We start from the raw sequence: 3,661 nt of genomic DNA on the forward strand, positions 1-3,661 counted from the left end.
GCCTTTGGATGTATCTGAGGGCAGGTTAATTGAGGCTATTACAAAGAAGTTTGAGTAAATATCGCAACGGTATACGGGGGGGGCAAAACCTAATAACTCCGCTTGACCTCTAACTCTAAATAGAATTGCCCTGAGAAGGCATTCGGGCAGTATCGAATGGTGGTAATGATTGGGATAGTGTTTTCAGATATTGCCATGGGCATGAACCATTCCTTGTAATGACACGTTAGGAATGCTTATCGCCCTTAACCTTTCCTCTCCTTTCATTTTAATTCTGTGCTACAATATCTCCAGTTTGAGTTCGGGGGGCGAGGTGTTGGATGCCAACGGCCGTTGGGGTCGCATTTCAGAGTGTTGGTCGTTCTTACTTCTTCGATCCAGGCGAATTTGATGTCAATTTGGGTGACCAAGTCGTCGTTGAGACTTCGCAGGGATTGGCATTAGGGTTGGTTCGGATTGGTCCTCGCGAGATCGCGTCGGAAGATATCGAATCACCGCTGAAGCCCATTCTAAGGTTTGCATCGGAAGAAGATTTAAGGCGACATGAAGCGAACGTGGCGAAAGTACCGCGAGCGCTGTCTGTTTGCGCCCAAAAGATAGCGGAGCTAGAGCTTTCGATGAAGCTGGTTTCTGCTGAATATGATTTTGACGGTATTATCGTTACGTTTGCCTTCGTTTCTGAAAGGCGTATTGATTTCAGGGCATTGGTCAAGGATGTGGCAACGGCGCTGCATTGCCGTGTCATGTTCTACCAGATTGGAACCAGAGACCATGCGAAGTCATTAGGTGGTTACGGCATATGCGGTCTCCCCTTATGTTGCGCAAGTTTTCTAAACGAATTCACTTCTATCTCAATGAAAATGGCTAAAGATCAGAATTTATTTTTGAACCCCATCAAGTTCAGTGGCTTATGCGCCAAGTTGATGTGCTGTCTTGAATATGAGCATGAAGTATATAAAGATGGCAGGATTTTGCTGCCGCCAATTGGGGGATATGTCAACACCCCCAAAGGTTTTGGCAGAGTTATTGACTTGGATATTTTGAAATCATCCTTTTACGTAATTCTTGACGAAGGGGATGCGCGTGAAGTGTATACAAGTGAAGAATGTGAATGGGAAGGGAAAGAGCTTGCAAAAGGCACTTGCGGATGCGCTAAAAAGAAAGGCCACTGCGGAATGGCCCGTAAGCCCTGTAAGTCTCAAGATGAAGAAGAAATGGTGGAGGATGCTTAATCCGTAATGAGTATTGCAGATTTCGTATCAAGCATCCTTCTAACACCAGACACCTTCTCTGTTGAGTGTAGGAAATCAGGAGATTCTGGAATACAAACTACGTAATACGTAAAACAAATTATGAAGAACTATTATATAACCACCCCTATCTATTATGTAAATGGCGAACCGCACATTGGGAGCGCTATGACGACTATTGCGGCAGATGTGCTGGCGCGTTATAAGCGATTGCGCGGGGTTGGCGCTTACTTTTTAACCGGTACGGATGAAAATGCCACTAAGGTTGTCGAAGCCGCTCAAAAGTCTGGGCGGGATACGATGGAGTTCGTTAATCAGCTCTCACATGAGTTTGAAATTGCCTGGAAACACTTGCATATCGATTATGATGACTTCATACGCACCACCGAACAGCGGCATATCAAGGTGGTTCAGGAGTTCTTTAGCCGATTAGTCGAGAAGGGTTATGCCTATAAGGATGTTTATGAAGGCTGGTATAGCGTTGCCGATGAGACTTTCCTGCGCGATAGTGAAGTCGAGGATGGGGTTTCAAAGGAGAGCGGCAGACCTGTGCAGAGGGTGCAGGAGGAGAATTACTTCTTCAAGCTTTCAGCGTTCGGTGACCGATTGCTCGAGCATTATCGCCAAAATCCGGAGTTTTGGCAGCCTGAATTTCGGGCGAATGAAGTGGTTAAGTTCATAGAAGAGGGTCTGCGCGATATGTGCATGACGCGCAAGAACACCGGTTGGGGTATTGAAGTGCCTGGTGATCCGGAGCGCGTTATCTATGTTTGGTTTGATGCGTTAATCAATTATCTCTCTGCAACCGGATGGCCGGATAATCAGGCTAATTATGATTCTCTGTGGCCTGCAGATCTACACTTGGTCGGGAAAGAGATTTTTGTTCGATTCCACGCGACTTTATGGCCGGCGATGTTGATGGCGCTTGACTTGCCGCTTCCTAAGGTTGTTTTTGGTCATGGCTGGTGGACAGTGGGCGGGGAGAAGGGCAGTAAGTCGGCAGGAAACTTGCCGCACCCGACAAAATTCGTAGAGGAGCTTGTATGTGTTAGTGGTTGCTCAATTGATGCAGCTGCGGATGCGCTTCGCTACTTGCTTCTTCGCGATATGAGGTTTGGCGAGGATTCAGAATACAGCCGTTATGCCTTCATGCAGCGATTCAATAGCGATCTCGCTAACGACCTTGGTAACGTGCTCAATCGTACTTTGGCGATGTCTCAGAAGTACTTTGAGGGACGATTACCTTCTGCCATGGCTGATGATGCGATTGGGGATGTAGTTAAGAAAGTAATTGTTGATTATGAAAACGCATTTAAGGAGTTCAGATTCGACCGCGCGCTTGAAGTGGTATGGTCGCTTGTGGGTGTACTTAATAAATATATTGATGAACGCGCCCCATGGTCACTGATGAAGCAGGGCAATACGGATGAGGCGGCGTGTGTGTTGTTTTCGACACTCGAAGGGGTTCGAATAACCTCCCGTTTGGTTTCACCGTTTATGCCGTTTGTCGCTGATGAGATAGATAAGCAACTTGGTATCGAAAAGCCTGTCTTAGATCCCCGTTGGCTAGAGGTTGAGAAATTTGGATTACTTTCGGCTGGGCATCAATATGGCGCTCCGCAGCCAATCTTCCCGCGTATTGATTTAAAAGCATTGCCGAGTGAAGAAGTTCAAGGTAATAAAAAAGAGGTTGAAGTAAAAGTGAGTGAAGAACAACAAATTCCCCCGGTTTCAGAGGCAACCCAACCGGCGCCGTCAGATTTAATTAGTATTGATGATTTCAAAAAGGTTCAGCTTAAAGTCGCGCGAATTACTCAAGCCGAACTTCATCCGAATGCCAATAAGTTATTGAAGCTGACTATAGATGTCGGCAATGAAACCCGCACATTGGTCGCCGGAATTGCCGAAACCTATACTCCTGAACAGCTTATAGGCAAGGAAATCATAGTATTGGTGAACTTAAAGCCTGCTGTCATAAGAGGTGTTGAGTCACAGGGTATGCTCCTCGCCGCCGATCTCGGAGGTAAAGCAATTGTCTTAACTCCTGATCAAGAAGTTCCCCCCGGGTCACCCATTCGATAATAAAAAGGGCGGGCCAAAGGCCCGCCCTTTTTAGCGTGTAAGTAATTAACTTTGTTCGACTTTAACCCACTTGCGCTCGTTGGAGCTTATCTCAACTGCTTCTAGGACAGCTTGGTTTTTGAGGCCATCATAGAAGTTCGGGCTTGGGAGTTCGCCTTTGGCGATTGCCTGATAAGCATCATAGACCGTGTGGATGAACGTGTGCTCATAACCGATACCATGCCCTGCCGGCCACCAATTGGAGACATAGGGGTGCGGGCCGTCGGTTACGTTGATGTTGCGGAAGCCCTGAAGATTCGCAGGATCATCACGGAACATCACTTCTAGTT

At 46.9% G+C, this 3,661-nt stretch carries 3 protein-coding genes; 2 read left to right on the top strand and 1 reads right to left on the bottom strand.

All coding sequences use genetic code 11. From position 1 onward, the window contains the following. Positions 1-320: 320 nt before the first annotated feature. Entirely contained in the window at positions 321-1,232 is a 912-nt protein-coding gene (ricT, locus tag WCO51_11035) for a regulatory iron-sulfur-containing complex subunit RicT (protein ID MEI6513788.1), read from the top strand. A gap of 120 nt (positions 1,233-1,352) precedes the next feature. After that, a complete protein-coding gene (gene metG / locus WCO51_11040; GenBank protein ID MEI6513789.1) occupies positions 1,353-3,332 on the top strand; it encodes a methionine--tRNA ligase in 1,980 nt (659 codons plus the stop codon). Between the two features lie 45 nt (positions 3,333-3,377). On the opposite strand, the gene WCO51_11045 is transcribed toward metG, so the two are convergent. Next, positions 3,378-3,661, bottom strand: a 284-nt coding sequence (locus WCO51_11045; protein MEI6513790.1) for a gfo/Idh/MocA family oxidoreductase, incomplete at its 5' end; no start/stop codon positions are given.

Source organism: bacterium (assembly GCA_037131655.1).
GTDB lineage: Bacteria > Armatimonadota > Fimbriimonadia > Fimbriimonadales > JBAXQP01 > JBAXQP01.